Origin of the sequence: uncultured Tateyamaria sp. (assembly GCF_947503385.1) — a bacterium.
Taxonomy (GTDB): Bacteria; Pseudomonadota; Alphaproteobacteria; order Rhodobacterales; family Rhodobacteraceae; genus Tateyamaria.
The window spans coordinates 1-15,651 of sequence record NZ_CANNDO010000005.1 but is presented as its reverse complement, the minus strand read 5'-3'; the positions used below and the strand labels follow the sequence as shown (position 1 = coordinate 15,651).

Genomic DNA, 15,651 nt, shown 5'->3' with positions numbered 1-15,651 from the left:
CCTTCTTCTGACCAGAAATACCACGGGGGTTTGGGGGCAGCGCCCCCAATGCCACCGTGGCGAGCGGGGCCCTTGCGGCCCGAGCAAAACAAAATCGCGTGCGCCGCAGGCGCTCATTTCGGCACAACGCCCAGATGCCGCGCGACCAGCGCCGCGACGTCGACAAATCCCATATGCCCCAGCGGCGGCCCATCATAGCCAGCCGTCAGCACCGGCACCCGTTCGCGGGTGTGATCCGTGCCAACCCAACTCGGATCATTGCCGTGATCCGCCGTTAACACCAGCAAATCATCGGCACGCAAGCGCTGCAACAGTGTCCCAAGCCGCGCGTCGAACCATTCCAGATGCCGCGCGTAGCCCGCTATGTCACGGCGATGCCCATAAAGGCTGTCGAACTCCACGAAATTGGCAAAGACCAGCGCCCCGTCCTCCGCGGTCTCAACCAGATCAAACAGGTGATCCATCAACACCGCATCCGTTCCCTTGCGCACCGCATCAAACCCGCGTCCGGAAAAGATGTCTCCCACCTTGCCCACACCGTATACGCGCGCACCTGTTTCCTGCACCCATTCGCTCAACACAGGTGCAGGCGGTGCGATGGCAAAATCCTTGCGGTTCTGCGTTCGCTCGAATGCGCCGGGCACGCCCACGAAAGGCCGCGCAATCACACGCCCCACACGCATCTCGTGCAAGGCGGGCGCAATCGCCGCACACAGATCCAACAGCCGATCCAGGCCAAAATCTGCTTCATGCGCTGCGATCTGGAATACACTGTCGGCAGAGGTGTAGCAGATGGGCCAACCGCTCTCGATATGTGTGGCACCGTGCTTGGCGATGATGGCTGTGCCAGAGGCATGGCAATTGCCCAATATCCCATCCACACCTGCCGCATCGCATACATGCCGCACAATCTCGTGCGGGAAACAGGGCTGTGTGTCAGGAAAATGGTGCCAGTCCCACGGCACCGGCACCCCGGCCAGTTCCCAATGGCCGGACGGCGTGTCCTTGCCCCGGGACAGTTCGGTGGCAGCGCCATATGGGCCGGGTGCCGGCTCATCGCCTGCCGCCAGCGCCACTGCATCCCACAATCCCAACTGTGCCAGATGCGGCACATGCAGCGGTCCGCTGCGCCCCGCATCCGCCTGTCCAGCGGCGCAAGCCTCGGCAATATGACCCACCGTATTGGCGCCTGTGTCGGGCACATCCCCGTTGAAATAGTCACCGGCATCCGGCGCACCGCCAATGCCGACAGAATCCATCACGACAAGGAGCGCGCGTGGCATCAGCCGATCCGTTCCGAAATCAGCCCCGGCACCGCAGATGCCTCTGGCGTCAGGGATATCGCCGCGCGCAAGGCCGCTTCGGCCCGGTCCGCGTCAAGCGGGCGGGCCGCATGGATCACTGCCAGTGGCTGCCCCCGCTCCATCCGAGTGCCCAGCCGTGCCACGCCAGAAAAGCCCACGGCGGGATTGATAGTGTCCGTCTCGACAGTGCGTCCACCGCCCATGGCGACCACGGCCATGCCCAAAGCCTCGCCATCCATCGCGGAGACATAGCCAGCATGTGGCGCCGCCACCTCCCGGATCACCGTCGCTTCGGGCAGGAAGCGCGCCCAGTTGTCCACGAAATGCACCGGGCCACCCATTGCGGCAATCATCGCGCCAAATCGATCGGCGGCACGCCCATCAGTGATCGCCGCAACGATCGCATCCGCCCCGGCCTGCACGTCGTCCACAAGGCCTGCATTGTTCAGCAATATGCCGCCCAGCACTGCCGAAATCTCGACCAACGCGCCGCGCGTCTGACCGGTTAGAACGCGCAGCGCCTCGGCCACCTCGACCGCATTGCCAAGCGCGGGGGCAACCGGCTGGCTCATATCCGTTATCAGTGCAGTGGTCTTGCACCCGGCTGCGTTGGCCGTTGTCACCAGCGCGTTGGCCAGCCCCCGTGCAGCATCTGTGTCTTTCATGAATGCGCCCGATCCAACCTTCACGTCCAGCACCAGCGCATCAAGACCCGCCGCCAGCTTCTTGGACAGGATCGACGCCGTGATGAGGTCGAGGCTTTCGACCGTCGATGTCACATCCCGCACCGCATATAGCCGACGGTCCGCCGGGGCGACCTGAGCGGACGCGCCAACGATGGCGCAACCGACCTTGCCGACGATGTCACGAAACCGCGCCTCGTCGGCTTGTGTGGACACGCCGGGGATCGCCTCAAGCTTGTCGAGCGTGCCGCCGGTGTGGCCGAGCCCGCGGCCCGACACCATGGGCACCACGGCCCCACAGGCGGCCAGCGCAGGGGCCAGCACAAGGCTGACGCAATCACCAACGCCACCGGTGGAATGCTTGTCGAGCACCGGACCGGAATCCGGCCACTGCAACACCTGCCCGCTGTCGCGCATCGCAATGGTCAGCGCCACACGCCCCACATCGCCCAGCCCGTTGAGACACACAGCCATGGCAAAGGCACCGGCCTGCGCATCCGTCACCGTCCCGTCGGCAAGCCCCGTGGCGAACCATGCCAGTTCTTCCCGGCTGGGGGTCTGCCGTTGGCGCAGCTTGGCAATGATCGCGCGCGCCGAACTCACGACGCGCCGTCCATATGTGCGGGCGTGAACGCACCGGGCAGCAACGCGCCGATGGTCATGCGAGCTTCGATCCCGTCGACCGTGGCCATGACCACCTCGACGTCCGGACCCGCGAACTCGGCAAGCTTTTGGCGGCACCCGCCGCACGGTGTCACCGGCACTGGACTGCCTGCCACGACATAGACCTCTGCGATCTCACGTTCACCTGCCGCGACCATAGCTGCAATCGCGCCGGCCTCGGCACAGGTGCCTTGCGGATAGGCAACATTTTCCACGTTGCAGCCGGCAAACACCGAACCGGACGTGGTGCGCACTGCCGCGCCCACTTTGAACGCGGAATAGGGCGCATGTGCCTGCTCCCGCACCGCCAATGCCGCTTCTCGCAACCCTTGCGCCATCTCAGACCCCCTCTTTCACCGCGACCACCTCTGTCGCAAACACACCCGGCAACGCCACTTCGAGCAACTCCAGATCGTCCGATGGGTCGCCATACCGCACCGCGTCACCCGGAGGAATAACAAAGGCATCCCCCGCCTCAAGAGCAAAGGGCGCGCGCCCTTCCCCCTCCAACACCATCCGGCCCTCCATCACAAAGGTAAAGAGAATGTCGGCCTTATGGCGCGTCCATACCGCGTCGCCGCGTGCACCGCGCACCACTTGCACACCCGCCACACCGTTGGTGCCCTCCGCAATGCCGGTATCGCGCGCATCGAAGCCCGGCACACGGAACGGGTGCCAGACCGCATCCTCTTCCCTGTGATGCACAAAGCGTTGCCCCTGAAATCGCCTGTCCGGGTTTGCCGGACCGTTCGGCAACGTCATTTCGTGGTCGATCGTGGTGATATGTTCCGCAGGCACGCCAATCTCGATCACCTCGATATTGTCACTGGCATACAACACGCGGTGCCGGATTTCGGGCGGCTGGATCACACAACATCCTGCGTGCAGCCGGAACGGCTCTCCCTGATCCTCGTAAACAAGGTCCACCCAGCCCCGGTAACAAAAGATCAGCTGAAATCCGACCGTGTGGTAATGCACCATATCGGGCACAGGCCCGCCATCGGGGATGCGGATATGGCTGGCGATGATGGACCCGCCCAGACGGTCTGGGATCAGATCGCGGTAGTGCATTCCGGCCCGGCCAATGACCCAAGGCGCCTGATCGGCCAGCCGACGCACCACAAAACTGTGGATCGTTTCCGGCGCATGAAGGGGCGTCGACACGTCGTCGATCTCGACCCTTGTGCCTCCGGGCGATGTCAGCGCGCGCGCGCCTTCCGCAAACCCGTCCGGATCATCTGCCAAAATGCGCAAGGCACCGGGGCCTCCCGCTGCGCCCGTGTCCAGCCGCACGGTGATGCCATGCCCCGAGAACACAGCCACACGCGGATCGTCAGCGGGGTAGATCATGTCCATCCGCATCCCCAGCACTTTGGTGAAAAACCCAATATCGTCCCCGAGCGCCGCGCTTGGCAGCACAACTTCGGCCCGCAGTTCAGACATGACGATCCCCCTTCATCCCGGCAAATAAACTCTGTGCACGGCGCGGATGCAATCCGGGCCGGGGACAGAGGCTTTGAATAAATGGCGTGCGCGGCACGCGCGCACCCGGATCACGCCCCCCCGTGACCAAACGTCAATTGTCGCGCGCCGGAAAATAGTTTAACGCTAAACCAAATTTTTGGAATACGCTCGAATAAGGTAACCCATGACTGATTTACCCAGCCTGCGCGAGGCCGCGCTTGAGTATCACGAACATCCCAAACCCGGAAAGCTTGAGATACGCGCGACCAAACCCATGGCCACCGGGCGCGATCTGGCCCGTGCCTATTCGCCCGGCGTCGCCGAAGCATGTATCGAGATCAAGGCAAACCCGGCGGATGCCGCCCGCTACACCGCGCGCGGCAATCTGGTGGCGGTCGTCTCCAACGGCACTGCGGTTCTGGGTCTCGGCAATATCGGCGCGCTCGCCTCCAAACCGGTGATGGAGGGCAAGGCGGTCCTGTTCAAGAAATTTGCCTCCATCGACTGTTTCGACATCGAAGTCGACGAAACCGACCCGGAAAAACTTGCCGAGATTGTTTGCGCGCTGGAACCGACCTTTGGGGCCATCAACCTCGAAGACATCAAAGCCCCCGATTGCTTTACCGTCGAGCGTATCTGCCGCGAGCGCATGAACATCCCGGTATTCCACGATGATCAGCACGGCACCGCCATCGTCGTGGGCGCGGCAGCAACAAATGCGTTGCACGTGGCGGGCAAGTCGTTTGCTGACATCAAGATCGTGTCGACAGGTGGCGGCGCGGCGGGCATCGCCTGCCTCAACATGCTGCTCAAGATGGGGGTCAAGCGCGAAAACGTCTGGCTGTGCGACATTCACGGGCTGGTCTATGAGGGTCGCGAGGTCGACATGAACCCGGCCAAGGCCGCCTTTGCGCAAGCCACCGACAAACGCACACTCGATGATGTGATCGACGGGGCCGACCTGTTCCTCGGGCTGTCCGGTCCCGGCGTCCTGAAGCCGGAACATGTGCAAAAAATGGCGGGCAGGCCAATCATCTTTGCCCTCGCCAATCCAACGCCGGAAATTCTCCCCGATGATGCCCGTGCCGTCGCGCCGGATGCGATCATTGCCACGGGTCGCAGCGATTTTCCAAATCAAGTCAACAACGTACTGTGTTTTCCGTTCATCTTCCGTGGGGCGCTGGACGTGGGCGCGACCACCATCAATGACGAGATGCAGCTTGCCTGTATCGACGGCATCGCAGCGCTGGCCCGTGCCACCACAAGCGCCGAGGCCGCCGCCGCCTATCAGGGTGAACAGCTCACCTTCGGGGCCGATTACCTGATCCCCAAACCCTTTGATCCGCGACTGGTGAGCATTGTCAGCTCCGCTGTGGCCAAGGCGGCGATGGACACGGGCGTGGCCACGCGGCCCATAGACGACCTTGAGGCCTACAAGCGCAAGCTGGACAGTTCGGTCTTCAAATCCGCCCTGCTGATGCGACCCGTGTTCGAGGCGGCCAAGGCCGAATCCCGTCGCATCGTCTTTGCCGAAGGCGAGGATGAGCGCGTGTTGCGCGCAGCCCAAGCGATGATTGAAGAGACCACCGAACGCCCGATCCTGATCGGACGGCCCGAAGTGATCGAAACCCGCATCGCTCGTGACGGGCTGACCCTGCGCCTTGGCGACAATGTTGATCTCGTGAACCCCGAAAACGACCCGCGTTACCGCGACTACTGGGGCACCTATCACGACCTGATGTGCCGTCGCGGCGTCACCCCGGACCTTGCGCGTGCGATCATGCGCACCAACACCACCGCCATCGGTGCCGTGATGGTGCACCGGAACGAAGCTGACAGCCTGATCTGCGGCACATTCGGCGAACATCGCTGGCATCTGAACTACGTCACGCAGGTACTGGGGCGCGACGGGCTGCACCCTGTGGGCGCGCTCAGCCTGATGATCCTCGAAGACGGGCCGTTGTTTATCGCCGACACCCATGTCCACACGACCCCTTCGCCACAGGAGCTGGCGGAAATCGTGCAAGGCGCGGCCCGCCACGTACGCCGCTTTGGCCGGGAACCGAACATTGCACTGTGTTCACAGTCGCAGTTCGGCACGCAGGATTATGGCTCGGGCGAACGGCTGCGCGCCGCAATGCGGATCCTCGACGAAGCGGAAGCGGACTATTGCTACGAGGGGGAGATGAACGTGGATACCGCACTTGATCCCGACCTGCGTGCCCGGCTGATGCCCGGCAACCGCATGGAAGGGCCTGCAAATGTGCTTGTGTTTGCCCATGCCGACGCGGCCTCTGGCGTGCGCAACATCCTCAAGATGAAAGGCGGCGGGCTAGAGGTTGGCCCCATCCTGATGGGTCTGGGCAACCGCGCGCACATTGTAACGCCGTCCATCACGGCGCGGGGGCTGCTGAACATGTCCGCGGTGGCCGGTACACCCGTCACGCACTACGGCTGATTGCCGCGCGCCGCCGATACCGGCAGGTTTACCAGCCCGTTTCCCATCTTGGAAAACGGTCGTGATGGCCCTGTCACGCGGCGCGATCCGCCCTATTTATAATGGCAACCGTAGCTTGGCCCGGAGGCCCCCATGATCCGACTGCTGTGTATCGCCGCCCTCGTCTCTGTGACCGCCTGCGCCACCACCACGAATGAGGAGCCGGGCAGCATCACCTTGCGCGGCGACACATATCGCACCGTCACCCGCACCTTCCAGACAGATGACGGCCGGACCTACCAACGCATGACCATCTATGTCGGTGCCGAACGGGTCAGTTGCATCCCCGGCGACATCCGCGACTGCGAAGTTGCGCTGTCCGACATCTTCACCCGGCCGCGCGGGCGGTAACAGACGCAGCCGTTACAGGGGCGACAGCGTTCCGGACAATTCTTCCGACCCTCCAGCGTTCCCACGCGCAAAACGCACGGTGATCCGGTTTCCCGCAATGGCTGTGCGCGCGCAGTCCAGATTGCTCTGCGTGCGACCGACGCACAGCCGATCCTCCTCCACAGTCCAAAAAATGCTTTGGCGCTGCGCCAATGTCGCTGTGCCGACGCCGCCTGCGCGCAGATCTATGGTCACCTTGCGCGACGTATTCGGGGCGCTCAACGTGATCCTTTGGTTCGTCAACCGCGCCTCCAGCGCCGGACCACGCAAGCCGTCAACCTCCGGCGCAGGCGCATCACATGCAGCGACCATCACCAGCGCAGCAATCACAGTCCATGTCAGTTTCGTTCTCATCCCAACCTCCTCAAACTGCGTAAAATCGGCGCGGTTGCGCAGGTCTGCCGCTAACAGACTTGTCACATCCCTTTTGCTGCGCATAGGGCTGTGTGCGAGGGACGAGGAGGAATACCATGGGATACCGCGCCGAATACGACAACTGGAAAACAGACCCGGAAGGTTGGTGGATGACCGCCGCCCAAGCGATAGACTGGGATACCCCACCGTCCAAGGCTCTGACCCAGCGCGGCGAAAATCTCTATGACTGGTTCGCCGATGCCAAGGTGAACACGTGCTACAACGCCGTCGACCGCCATGTCGAAGCAGGCCGCGGTGATCAGTTGGCCATCATCTACGACAGCCCGATCACCGGCTCCGTCAGCCGCATCACATATGCCGAATTGCAGACCCGCGTCGCCACATTGGCCGGGGCACTGACAGCGCAGGGCGTCACCATGGGCGACCGCGTTATCATCTACATGCCGATGGTGCCCGAAGCATTGGAGGCGATGCTGGCCTGTGCGCGTATCGGCGCTATCCATTCGGTCGTGTTCGGCGGATTCGCCGCCAACGAACTGGCTGTGCGCATCGACGATTGCGCGCCCAAGGCCATCATCGCCGCCTCCTGCGGGCTGGAACCGGGCCGCGTGGTCAAATACAAGCCGCTGCTGGATGAGGCGATCAACCTTTCCACTGCCAAGCCAGACGTCTGCATCATCCTGCAGCGCGAACAGGAACCCGCAGAGCTGATCGAGGGGCGCGATATCGATTGGTACGCCTGTCAGCAGGGCATTGATCCTGCGCCATGCGTCCCGGTCAACGGCGATCACCCTGCCTATATTCTCTACACCTCCGGCACCACGGGCGCGCCCAAAGGCGTCGTGCGCCCCACCGCGGGCCATCTCGTGGCGCTGAACTGGACGATGAAGAACATCTATCAGGTGGAACCGGGTGAGGTGTTCTGGGCCGCATCGGACGTGGGCTGGGTCGTGGGTCACAGCTATATCTGCTACGCGCCGCTGATCCATGGCAACACAACCGTTGTGTTCGAAGGCAAGCCCGTCGGCACCCCCGACGCTGGCACCTTCTGGCGCGTGATTGCCGATCATAACGTCAAAAGCTTTTTCACCGCCCCCACCGCCATCCGCGCGGTCAAACGCGAAGACCCCAAGGGGCTTGAGCGGCAGAAATACGACCTCTCCGGACTGCGCGCCCTTTACCTCGCTGGTGAACGGGCCGATCCCGACACAATCGAATGGGCGCAGGATATCCTTGGCGTGCCGGTCTATGACCACTGGTGGCAGACCGAAACCGGCTACACCATCGCGGGCAACCCCGCAGGTCTCGAAGCGCTGCCGGTGAAAATTGGCTCACCCACTGTGCCCATGCCTGGCTATGACGTGAAAATCCTTGACGAGGCGGGGCACCCCGTGGCGGCAGGCGAACTGGGCGGGATCGCGATCAAGCTGCCCCTGCCCCCCGGCACTCTGCCGACGCTGTGGAACGCCGAAGATCGGTTTGCCAAAAGCTATCTCACCACATTCCCCGGCTACTACGAAACCGGCGATGCGGGCATGATGGACGAAGACGGCTACCTCTATATCATGGCGCGCACCGATGATGTGATCAATGTGGCGGGCCACCGACTGTCCACAGGCGCCATGGAAGAGGTCCTCGCCGGGCACCCGGATGTGGCGGAATGCGCCGTGGTGGGCGTCAGTGACCAGCTCAAGGGGCAATCGCCTGTGGGCCTTCTGTGCCTGACCACCGGCGTTAACCGCCCGCATGACGAGATCGTCGGCGAGTGTGTCAAACGCGTCCGCGACCAGATCGGCCCCGTGGCCGCATTCAAACAGGCCATCGTGGTCGACAGGTTGCCCAAGACCCGCTCGGGCAAGATCCTGCGCGCCACAGTGGTCAAGATCGCAGACAATCAGGATTTCAAAATGCCCGCCACCATCGACGACCCCGCCATCCTCGACGAGATCAAGGAGGCCCTCCAAACCATTGGCTACGCAAAAGGCTGACAGGCGGTTAGGCAGGCTGCCAGCGGGGGTACCCAACGACATGAATCCCGACCGTGGGACGCGCGGCTCCGCCGATCTCACGCGGTCTGTTTTTCCAGATGCCAAACCTGTTCGACAGGGTACTCCTTGGCCCATGTCGCAGGCACCGCACCGCGCACACCCTCTGCCCCGTCGGGGGCGTAAACCTCGTCGTATCTTCGGACGGCAAACCCGATTTGGTCGAACAGGGACATCCATCCGGATAGGGTCAGGTTAAAGCATACGCCGCTTGGCTCGAATGTGACGTCGGTCCAGTCAGCGCCCCACATATTGCGGTAAGGACGGTGCAATGTGCGGTCACAGGGCGATCCGTCAGGGGGCGAGCAAACCAGTGACAAGGGATGGTTGCCCAGAAACACAAGCCGTCCGCCCGGCCGCAGCAATCGCCATGCTTCGCGCAGCCATACCTCGGGCCGACACCAGATCGATGCACCATATTCGGATATGGCAAAGTCAAAGGACGCGGCGGGCAGGCCCGTTTGTTCCGCATTGCCTTCGACAAAGGCAATGTCGGCGTTGTGTACTTTGGCCAACCGCCGGGCTGTCGCCAATTGCTGTGGCGATAGGTCAATTGCCGTCACACGCGCCCCGCGACGTGCCATCCAACCGGACACGTATCCGGTGCCACATCCAAGCTCTATCGCATCCTGCCCCACCATATCGCGCGGCAACAACTGCAACCCGTGATCCGGATGCCCCCAGTTCCCCCATTCAGGCGTCTCAAGCGCCCAGAGCCGCGCACCAACATCTTCCCAGTTGACCGCGTCAGCCTCCCAAACCGAGCGATTGATCAAAACATGATCACGCGTCACGGTCCGTCCCCCTGCTATGCTTTGGCCTGCACATTAGCACAAAATCCGCATGTCAGCACTGCGGAACCCACCGCCCGGCGCCAAGAGCGCCAGCACTGACGCGCAAAATCTGGACAAGGTGCAATGCCCCGACCGCCACAGGTTTCACCGGATCATCACCGTGAGACTGGAAGGCCAGGACGCACAGTCGCCGGTCATCCCACCCCCGACAGAAACGCGCATCGCGGCCACGCCTGGCATCAAACCCTCCGCTTCAGCACGCGTGCAAACACGTCCTATTTCTTCTCTTTAGAAAATACTCCGGGGGGAGGCGAAGCCGGGGGGCTGGCCCCCCTCCCACACCCGGCCAAAGCGGCAAACACCCGCCAGCAACAGATCAACCGTCGCAGATCGCCTGCAGTTGCAACCAGTCCCGGTCCGGCATGATCGGCACTGCCTCTGCCCCGGCCATTGGGTTCGCCTCGATCAGGGCCAGCGTTTCTTCTCCTGAGATATCGCGGGCACGCGCATAGGCCGTCGAATGGATCGATGCGGCAGCAAAGGCCGCAATCAGGTCCGAAGGCGCAGGCGGCGGCGCCGGGTTGGCCAATTGATCCTCGGCAAAAGCGTCGAGCGACGATGGCGGCAGCGTTCCCGTGGTCAAAAGTGTCGCCGTGGCCGGTGTCCCCGCATGTTCCAGCACCGCGCGAAGCGGGGGTGCGCCACCGGCACGCTCAAGTTCGGCCAGCACATAGCCCGCTGCAACTTCCGGGGCTTCGAAATCTTCGACCAGCGCCCGGTTCAAGGCAACTGTTCCGCCGGGCAGGGCCAGCGCCTCGCGCACTCCGCCGGGCAGGATCACAACGCGCGCGGCGCCGGTACGACCTGCAAGAGCGGCCAGCGCGGGCCGCGCTTCGGCCGTTGCGCAGGGCGGGCCGGACACCCGTTCGATGCGCGCCAGCAGCGCGTTGCCGATCTCGACCTCCTTAACCGGAGGCACCACACGCACCGCATGATCCACCAGCGCGCCGGGCAGCCACAAGAACGCCAGTGCCGCCACCGCACTGACCGACACCGCAGCGCCCAGCCAACGCAACCGCCCCGGACGGGGGCGGGCGCGGGCCACGGCCAGACGAAGCGTCTCGATCGCGTCGATCATCTCGGCGTTTTCCGGGCTCAACTCAAGCGTTTCGTCCGGATCGCCATCCGGATGGAACACAGCGCCCCCACCAACCATCGGGCCACGTTCCACCGCAGCCAGCGACCAGTGGGTCAGCGCCCGGTCGTTGAGATCGGAAATGACCAGCGTCGCGTCACCGATGGACACCACCACCTCGCGGCGCTGTCCATCTGGAGTGGCACGCCACAGACCCGTGGCCTCCAGCCGGTCGTATTTGTTGAGTGCCGTCATGCGCTGCTGCCGTGGCCTCTGCTCGGGCGGGCGGTTGGCCCTTGTTTTGACGTGTAAAATACCACGGTCATGTCGCCCCGCCAAGTCGGCAGAAGAACGCTGCAAGCGGGCTGCCCAATAATGTGATTTGGACGAACGTGATGCGCGTGCATAGAGTGACGTCACGACAGCATGAACAAGGACCTGCCGATGCGACACTTCACCCTTTCACTCCTTGCCGGGCTCGCCCTGTCCAGTCCCGGCCTTGCCGCCGAAGGCACGCGCATTCAGGTCTCGGGCGAGATCATCGACACCTGGTGTTACTATTCCGGCGTGATGGGGGGACCCGACGCCGTGGTGGGCTCTGCGCACCATACGTGCGCGCTTTGGTGCAGCGCTGGCGGCATCCCGGTGGGCCTGCTGGCAGAGGACGGCACCGTCTACATGGTGCTCAAGGTCGGTGACGATACGCAGACAGCCGGCGGTGACACGTTGCTGAGGATGGCGGCGCACACGGTCGAGGCGGACGGAATGCTCTATGAGCGGGACGGTCTGCGCTACATCGTGGTGTCTGACGTCGTGTCCGACCTCGACATCACCAACAAGAACCACGAGGACTATGGCAATGTGCCCGGCTTCTCGATCCCTGATCCGAACAAGTGAGGTGCCGCACATGTTGAAACATCTGACAGCCGCAATTGCCCTGCTCGCCACACCGCTGGCCGCGCAGGATTTCTCCGAAGGGTCCCAGGCGCGCAGCTGGAACCTCTATGCCGAAATCCCCGCCAAGTTCGAGGCCAAGGTCGTCGATCTCGTATGTGAATTCACCGGCGACTGTCCTGCCGACTGCGGTGCGGGCAAACGCCAGATGGGCCTGTTGCGCACGGCGGACGACGTCCTGATCCTCGCCATGAAAAACAGCCAGCCCGCCTTTACCGGCGCTGCGGTCGAGTTGCAGCCCTACTGCAATCAGGTGATCACCGTGGATGGGCTGATGCTGGACGATCCGGACCTTGGCGCGCGCAACGTCTATCTGGTGCAATCCATCGTACCGCCCGGTGAGACCGACAAGATCAAGGCGAACACGTGGACTAAGGTCTGGGCCAAAGAGCACCCCGAAGCAAAAGGCAAGGGCCCGTGGTTCCGCCGCGATCCGTCGATCAAAGAGATCATCGCAACCGAAGGGTATCTCGGCCTCGGCCTTGAGATCGATGAAGCGTTCATTGCGGAGAATTTCTGAGCCATGCGCGCATTGAGTGTTGTTCTGTGCCTCGCCGCCTTGCCGGCGGCGGGGCAAAGCCCCTTTCCCGTTGATATTGGCGGGTCATACGCGCTGACAGACCAATATGGCGCAGCCCGGACCGAGGCTGATCCAGAGGGCAAGGCGCAACTGCTGTTTTTTGGATATGCCAACTGTCTGAACATCTGCTCGGCGGCGCTGCCGCTGATGGGGCAGATGGTGGATGCGTTGGCCCAAGATGGTATGGACGTCACGCCGGTGATGATCACCGTTGCCCCGGATCAGGATCAGGTGGAAACGATGGGCGCGCCGCTGGCGGTGCACCACGCCGCGTTCATCGGGCTGACCGGGCCACAGGAAGACTTGCAGGTCGCCTATGATGCGTTCCGCGTCGAGGTGGAGCCCCTGTTTGAGGACCCGGAATATGGCTGGGTCTATTCCCACGGCAGCTTTATCCACCTGCTGGACGGCGACGGGGCTTTGCTGACGCTGTTGCCGCCAATTCTGGATGTGGATCAGGCCGTGCACATCGCCGCCACCTATCTTGAACCTGCGCAGGACGGCTGATGTCGAGGGGGCGCTGCCCCCGCCCTTCGGGCTCCCCGGAGTATTTTCAAAGAGAAGAAGATATGGTCATCTGTCGCCGTCTTTGGGCGCAAGACCGTAGGGTTCCGCGATCTTCCAGACGTGATCAGGGATCATGTTTTTCATCTTGGCGGGCATGGCATGGCGTAGATGCAGGATGGTTTCGGCGGCCTTCATCTCCAGTCGGGCGCGGGCGAATTCGAGCCCGCGGGGGCCGGTGCGGGGTTGCAGCCAACTGACAATCGGGCGCACCCAGTCGGGCATACGGCGCAATGGCAGGCCACCGGCGGCACGTTCGGTATTGGCGATAAACCCTTTGACAGCCGCGCCGCGCTTGCCGCCCGTGCCAACAGGTTTCAACTCAATTCGGTCACCAAGCCCCGCCAGCATCTCCGCCCCGCGGGCGTTGCGCACCAAAAGCCATTGGTCCCCCTCGCCCGCCATGTAGCCCACCGTGATGTCGGCCAGCGCATTGGTATAGTCGACGCAGGTGCGGCAGGTGAGTGGAAAGAAATCGGGTGGCAGGTCCGAAATCGGCAGGTTGAGGAAGGGGATCAGCCGCTGGCGTCCATCTGCGTAGCGCAGTTCGACGCGATAATCTGCGCGGAATTCCAGATAGGTGATGCTGTCCGGGTCGTCGTCCAGCAAGGCAAGGAAGCGGTGGAAATTCTCGGTGGTGGTGTTGTCCGAACAGGGCGTGCCGATCACATAGAGCCGCGCCAGACCCAATGATGCCTCGAGTTTGCGCAACGCATAAATCTGGCAGGGAATGCCGATGACGGCGAGACGGGTGTAACCCTGTGTCTGAGCCTCTTCGAGCAAGGCCAGAAGGGGGGCGTAGCCCATGCGCATCCCGCGCGCGCGGGCCATATCGGCGGGGTCGGTGATCAGTGCGGGCCGGGGTTTCCAGCGGTCCTTGGCATCGGGCACCATGGTGAGGACCGCGTCCACCGTCCCCTGCGCCAACAGGTTCGCCGCCAGTGCCGTCGTGATGCCCGTCCATTGCGCGCCGTCCGCCGGGGATTTCAGGCGCGCGCAGTGCATCGCCTCAACCGGGCCAAAAAACAGCTCATCCCCCATCCCGCGCGTGCGTCCGTGGACGGTGCGCTCCATGCCGGGATAGTCCGGTTTGATGAACTGGCACGCCGTGCCGCACGCCGACGGATCGGCCATGCGCGATACACCGCAATCGGTGCACAGCGTGCGCGGCACCGGATCCCGCAAGTTCACGTGAACTGTTCCGAGATCAGCCGCTCTTCGAGGCCATGGCCGGGATCGAACAGGATGCGGTGCACCACCGCGGGTTCCGAGACGATTTCAACGGCCGCGACCTCGCGAAAGGAGCGCGAATCCGCCTCGGCCATCACGGGGCGCTTGTCGACCTCAAGCACATCGAAACGCACGCGCGCCGTTTTGGGCAGCAATGCGCCGCGCCAGCGACGGGGCCGGAACGCAGCGACCGCTGTCAGGGCCAGCACATCAGACCCGATGGGCAGGACCGGCCCGTGCGCGGAGTAGTTGTAGGCCGTCGACCCCGCAGGCGTTGACACCAGCGCGCCGTCGCACACAAGTTCGTCCATCCGCAACCGGTCATCGACGGTGATGCGCAGCTTGGCCGCCTGCGGCCCCGCACGCAGCAGTGACACCTCGTTAATAGCGAGGGCCGCGTGACTGTTGCCCTCGACATCCCATGCGGTCATGCGCAGCGGGTTAATCTCGGCCAGTTCGGCGGCTTCGAGCCGTTCGACCAGATCATCCTCGCCATATTCGTTCATCAGAAAGCCGATGGTGCCACGGTTCATACCGTAGACCGGAGCCTCAAGATCCTGCGTGCCGTGCAGGGTTTGCAGCATGAACCCGTCGCCGCCAAGCGCCACGATCACATCTGCCTGATCCAGAGCGGCGTCGCCAAAGCGGTGTACCAGCGCGGTCCGCGCGGCCTGCGCCACATCCGCGCGGCTGGCGGCAAAGGCGATCTTGAGCGGCATGAGGTTTCCTTTAGCGCGCGTTTGACGCCGAAAGAACCATATCTTTTCGTCCCTTACCAGCGTGTGCGCGCGCTTTGTCGCTGGCGGGTGGCGTTTGGTCGGGTTACATCCTTTGCGAGATGGCCGCGTTTCCGATAGGAAACCGCAAATTGAACCGACTCATGTCACGAGGAGACTTCCATGAACGCGCCGCACCGCACTGACGGATTTTTCACTGGGTCGCTGGCCGACCGCGATCCGGAGCTGTTTGGCTC

The 15,651-nt window shown here is 63.2% G+C and carries 15 protein-coding genes; 6 read left to right on the top strand and 9 right to left on the bottom strand.

Annotation, left to right across the window (positions count from 1 at the left end; genetic code table 11):
• Positions 1-113: 113 nt before the first annotated feature.
• From Q1A85_RS15880 to Q1A85_RS15865, 4 genes are read right to left on the bottom strand one after another with little or no spacing between them, the layout of a single operon-like run.
• Positions 114-1,283 carry a phosphopentomutase gene (locus Q1A85_RS15880; protein ID WP_299691530.1) on the bottom strand — a complete coding sequence of 390 codons (1,170 nt, stop codon included), beginning with the start codon at positions 1,281-1,283 and terminating at the stop codon, positions 114-116.
• Complete coding sequence (locus tag Q1A85_RS15875; RefSeq protein ID WP_299691527.1) at positions 1,283-2,590, bottom strand: thymidine phosphorylase; 1,308 nt, start codon at positions 2,588-2,590, stop codon at positions 1,283-1,285. Before Q1A85_RS15875 ends, Q1A85_RS15880 begins: the two co-directional genes overlap by 1 nt.
• Positions 2,587-2,988: a cytidine deaminase gene (locus Q1A85_RS15870; protein WP_299691524.1), complete on the bottom strand. Its 402-nt coding sequence runs from the start codon at positions 2,986-2,988 to the stop codon at positions 2,587-2,589. Before Q1A85_RS15870 ends, Q1A85_RS15875 begins: the two co-directional genes overlap by 4 nt.
• A gap of 1 nt (position 2,989) precedes the next feature.
• Positions 2,990-4,093 carry a cupin domain-containing protein gene (locus tag Q1A85_RS15865; protein ID WP_299691521.1) on the bottom strand — a complete coding sequence of 368 codons (1,104 nt, stop codon included), beginning with the start codon at positions 4,091-4,093 and terminating at the stop codon, positions 2,990-2,992.
• Between the two features lie 205 nt (positions 4,094-4,298).
• Between Q1A85_RS15865 and Q1A85_RS15860 the strand changes: the two genes are divergently transcribed.
• Together Q1A85_RS15860 and Q1A85_RS15855 are read left to right on the top strand one after the other, a co-directional pair.
• Positions 4,299-6,572 carry an NADP-dependent malic enzyme gene (locus tag Q1A85_RS15860; RefSeq protein WP_299691518.1) on the top strand — a complete coding sequence of 758 codons (2,274 nt, stop codon included), beginning with the start codon at positions 4,299-4,301 and terminating at the stop codon, positions 6,570-6,572.
• 132 nt (positions 6,573-6,704) lie between these two features.
• Positions 6,705-6,962, top strand: coding sequence for a hypothetical protein (locus tag Q1A85_RS15855; protein WP_299691516.1), 258 nt, complete (start codon positions 6,705-6,707; stop codon positions 6,960-6,962).
• 12 nt (positions 6,963-6,974) lie between these two features.
• Here the strand turns inward: Q1A85_RS15855 and Q1A85_RS15850 are convergent, their stop codons facing one another.
• Positions 6,975-7,355: a hypothetical protein gene (locus Q1A85_RS15850; RefSeq protein WP_299691513.1), complete on the bottom strand. Its 381-nt coding sequence runs from the start codon at positions 7,353-7,355 to the stop codon at positions 6,975-6,977.
• A 116-nt stretch (positions 7,356-7,471) separates the two neighbouring features.
• Here Q1A85_RS15850 and Q1A85_RS15845 point away from each other — a divergent pair, with 116 nt between their 5' ends.
• Entirely contained in the window at positions 7,472-9,364 is a 1,893-nt protein-coding gene (locus Q1A85_RS15845) for an AMP-binding protein (protein ID WP_299691510.1), read from the top strand.
• 77 nt (positions 9,365-9,441) lie between these two features.
• On the opposite strand, the gene Q1A85_RS15840 is transcribed toward Q1A85_RS15845, so the two are convergent.
• Positions 9,442-10,215, bottom strand: coding sequence for a class I SAM-dependent methyltransferase (locus Q1A85_RS15840; RefSeq protein ID WP_299691506.1), 774 nt, complete (start codon positions 10,213-10,215; stop codon positions 9,442-9,444).
• Between the two features lie 376 nt (positions 10,216-10,591).
• Positions 10,592-11,605, bottom strand: a complete 1,014-nt coding sequence (locus Q1A85_RS15835; protein WP_299691503.1) for a hypothetical protein — start codon at positions 11,603-11,605, stop codon at positions 10,592-10,594.
• 189 nt (positions 11,606-11,794) lie between these two features.
• Between Q1A85_RS15835 and Q1A85_RS15830 the strand changes: the two genes are divergently transcribed.
• The 3 genes from Q1A85_RS15830 to Q1A85_RS15820 are packed head-to-tail and all read left to right on the top strand — an operon-like array spanning position 11,795 to position 13,391.
• Positions 11,795-12,247 carry a hypothetical protein gene (locus Q1A85_RS15830; protein ID WP_299691500.1) on the top strand — a complete coding sequence of 151 codons (453 nt, stop codon included), beginning with the start codon at positions 11,795-11,797 and terminating at the stop codon, positions 12,245-12,247.
• A 10-nt stretch (positions 12,248-12,257) separates the two neighbouring features.
• Positions 12,258-12,824 carry a hypothetical protein gene (locus Q1A85_RS15825; RefSeq protein ID WP_299691497.1) on the top strand — a complete coding sequence of 189 codons (567 nt, stop codon included), beginning with the start codon at positions 12,258-12,260 and terminating at the stop codon, positions 12,822-12,824.
• A 3-nt stretch (positions 12,825-12,827) separates the two neighbouring features.
• Complete coding sequence (locus tag Q1A85_RS15820; protein WP_299691494.1) at positions 12,828-13,391, top strand: SCO family protein; 564 nt, start codon at positions 12,828-12,830, stop codon at positions 13,389-13,391.
• Positions 13,392-13,457: 66 nt separating this feature from the next.
• Here the strand turns inward: Q1A85_RS15820 and Q1A85_RS15815 are convergent, their stop codons facing one another.
• Complete coding sequence (locus Q1A85_RS15815; protein ID WP_299692274.1) at positions 13,458-14,582, bottom strand: Coenzyme F420 hydrogenase/dehydrogenase, beta subunit C-terminal domain; 1,125 nt, start codon at positions 14,580-14,582, stop codon at positions 13,458-13,460.
• 53 nt (positions 14,583-14,635) lie between these two features.
• On the bottom strand, positions 14,636-15,397 hold the full coding sequence (locus Q1A85_RS15810; protein WP_299691491.1) for an NAD kinase: 762 nt from the start codon (positions 15,395-15,397) through the stop codon (positions 14,636-14,638).
• Positions 15,398-15,651: the final 254 nt, after the last annotated feature.

Bases quoted from the DNA above. Each gene is read 5' to 3' on its own strand.
- Q1A85_RS15825 (WP_299691497.1), top strand. From the start codon at position 12,258: ATGTTGAAACATCTGACAGCCGCAATTGCCCTGCTCGCCACACCGCTG.
- Q1A85_RS15835 (WP_299691503.1), bottom strand. From the start codon at position 11,605: ATGACGGCACTCAACAAATACGACCGGCTGGAGGCCACGGGTCTGTGG.
- Q1A85_RS15830 (WP_299691500.1), top strand. From the start codon at position 11,795: ATGCGACACTTCACCCTTTCACTCCTTGCCGGGCTCGCCCTGTCCAGT.
- Q1A85_RS15810 (WP_299691491.1), bottom strand. From the start codon at position 15,397: ATGCCGCTCAAGATCGCCTTTGCCGCCAGCCGCGCGGATGTGGCGCAG.
- Q1A85_RS15880 (WP_299691530.1), bottom strand. From the start codon at position 1,283: ATGCCACGCGCGCTCCTTGTCGTGATGGATTCTGTCGGCATTGGCGGT.
- Q1A85_RS15860 (WP_299691518.1), top strand. From the start codon at position 4,299: ATGACTGATTTACCCAGCCTGCGCGAGGCCGCGCTTGAGTATCACGAA.
- Q1A85_RS15820 (WP_299691494.1), top strand. From the start codon at position 12,828: ATGCGCGCATTGAGTGTTGTTCTGTGCCTCGCCGCCTTGCCGGCGGCG.
- Q1A85_RS15850 (WP_299691513.1), bottom strand. From the start codon at position 7,355: ATGAGAACGAAACTGACATGGACTGTGATTGCTGCGCTGGTGATGGTC.
- Q1A85_RS15855 (WP_299691516.1), top strand. From the start codon at position 6,705: ATGATCCGACTGCTGTGTATCGCCGCCCTCGTCTCTGTGACCGCCTGC.
- Q1A85_RS15815 (WP_299692274.1), bottom strand. From the start codon at position 14,582: ATGGCCGATCCGTCGGCGTGCGGCACGGCGTGCCAGTTCATCAAACCG.
- Q1A85_RS15845 (WP_299691510.1), top strand. From the start codon at position 7,472: ATGGGATACCGCGCCGAATACGACAACTGGAAAACAGACCCGGAAGGT.
- Q1A85_RS15865 (WP_299691521.1), bottom strand. From the start codon at position 4,093: ATGTCTGAACTGCGGGCCGAAGTTGTGCTGCCAAGCGCGGCGCTCGGG.
- Q1A85_RS15870 (WP_299691524.1), bottom strand. From the start codon at position 2,988: ATGGCGCAAGGGTTGCGAGAAGCGGCATTGGCGGTGCGGGAGCAGGCA.